Genomic DNA, 1,731 nt, shown 5'->3' on the forward strand with positions numbered 1-1,731 from the left:
AGGCAGAATCCCGCGCGTTGCAGGCGCAGGTCCACGACCTGAGGAAAGAGATCACGGAGGTGCGTCGGGACAACCTCGCCAAAGCGCTCGGAGTGGCGCGTGGCGAGAAATTCGAGACTCGACACCCTCGGACCGGACAGCTCGTCAAAGCATCCGTCAAGCTGCCTCAGCGCGACGAGCCGCCGGAGGACTTGCACGAGGCGAACGCGCGATGGCTGGAGAGTCGAAGGTACCGGCCGTGGAACGAGCTACAGAAGGGGTACTGACATGCCGTCACTTCTCGAGATCGAAAACCGGGTGAAGAAATTGCCCGTGCTCGCCTGGGCCGTGTTCGTCCCGACGAGTCCGCGCGACCGACAGACGCAGCTCCTCATGGCGGGTGGCGATGCTGTGAAAACGGACGTCATCTCGACCAAGGCCGTCGAGGCCCCGGATGGCCGCATCTTGAAGTACGTCAGGTCCTCCGACACGGTATGGCAGCCGGAGGTCATTCAGCGACTCTTCCTCAAGGGCTGGCCCGAGCCAATCTACCGCGAGGAAGATGTCTATGCCCTCGAGACTGACGGGCACTTCAGGATCCTTCGGACCGAGCACGACCGCGACGCGTACATCGCGAAGCGGAAGTTGGACCTGGAGGAGGAACGTCAGCTCGACGAGGCGAAACGCCTCGCAGCCGAAAAGCAGTTCCTTGCGGATCGCGAACAGGAACTCGCGAAGATTCGAGGTGAGCCATGACGACGGAATTGTATCAGGGCGTGTACTTCGCGAAGGTGGCTCAGGGCTCGGCAGGGACGACGACAATCGTGTCGGCCGTCTCTGGAAAGAGGGTGCGACTCATCGGTTACCAGCTCAGCTTGGCAACGGCGGGGACGCTGAAGCTCTCCGGCACGACTTCGGGAGATCTAACGGGCACGATGCAGTGGCCCGCGTCCGTCGTAACCTACAGCGGAGGCCCGGCCACGCCGGTCCTGGACACCGCACCCGGCGAAGGTCTCTCGATCACCAGCGCCACTGGAGCCGCGGCTGGCTCGATCACGTATCAGCTCCTATAGGACCCAGTCATGTTTTTTGGCGGACACGGCCGGAATATGCGTGCGATCCCTGCGCCTCTGGCCCGGCCGCGCACGCATTCTTCCGTGACTTTTAAGGTGTGGGACGTCATGGTTCGAGGGAGACAATGAGCGACCCGGCGCGCAGTCCGAGCCGCGGAGGCCGACGTGGAAGAAGATGTGAACGACGAGAAGCTACTGGGCACTGATCTCAAAGTTCTCTACCGCGAGGTAGGCGGCGCGGCGCGCACCCTCGTGGGTCGTGTTCTCGATTCGGGCGACTGGGTTATCGTCGAACGCCCAGGCGGCCGGATTTTCGTCTCCAAGCGTTCCGTGATCTGGATCCGTCCGGTGGGCATGGGGGGCTCGCAGGAGGAGATTCGCAGGGAGAGCGGTCAATGAGGCTCCGCACGCCGCCCGTCGCGGAGACGGTTGAGGAGCCCCAGAGGCATCACCGGAGCCACGCGAAGGAACCCGCTGTCGCTCGTTGTGAGCGTTGTGGCGTACGCATCATCCAGGACAAGACTGCCCGTCGCTTCTGCACGCGGTGCCTAAACGTTGTCAAGGGGGCGCACCAATGATCGCGCCTCCCAATGCACGGACCGATGCACCAGCGGACGGGCTTTCTGCCGACACCATTAAGGGCAGGGTATGCCATACCCTAGTCGGAGGCGTGGTAGGG

The 1,731-nt window shown here is 63.1% G+C and carries 4 protein-coding genes; all 4 read left to right on the forward strand.

Translation table 11 applies throughout. From position 1 onward, the window contains the following. Nucleotides 1-266: hypothetical protein (locus VEY12_05685; protein HYM39621.1), on the forward strand; the 266-nt coding region annotated here is incomplete at its 5' end. Between the two features lies 1 nt (nucleotide 267). Next, complete coding sequence (locus VEY12_05690; GenBank protein ID HYM39622.1) at nucleotides 268-735, forward strand: hypothetical protein; 468 nt, start codon at nucleotides 268-270, stop codon at nucleotides 733-735. Further along, nucleotides 732-1,052, forward strand: a complete 321-nt coding sequence (locus VEY12_05695; protein ID HYM39623.1) for a hypothetical protein — start codon at nucleotides 732-734, stop codon at nucleotides 1,050-1,052. The genes VEY12_05690 and VEY12_05695 overlap by 4 nt, the downstream gene beginning before the upstream one ends. Before the next feature lie 165 nt (nucleotides 1,053-1,217). Next, nucleotides 1,218-1,451 carry a hypothetical protein gene (locus tag VEY12_05700; protein HYM39624.1) on the forward strand — a complete coding sequence of 78 codons (234 nt, stop codon included), beginning with the start codon at nucleotides 1,218-1,220 and terminating at the stop codon, nucleotides 1,449-1,451. The last annotated feature ends 280 nt before the right edge of the window (nucleotides 1,452-1,731 follow it).

It is taken from the genome of Thermoplasmata archaeon (genome assembly GCA_035632695.1).
Lineage (GTDB): Archaea > Thermoplasmatota > Thermoplasmata > RBG-16-68-12 > RBG-16-68-12 > RBG-16-68-12.

Excerpts from the sequence above, each read along its gene's own strand:
- VEY12_05695 (HYM39623.1), top strand. The coding sequence starts at position 732 with ATGACGACGGAATTGTATCAGGGCGTGTACTTCGCGAAGGTGGCTCAG.
- VEY12_05690 (HYM39622.1), top strand. The coding sequence starts at position 268 with ATGCCGTCACTTCTCGAGATCGAAAACCGGGTGAAGAAATTGCCCGTG.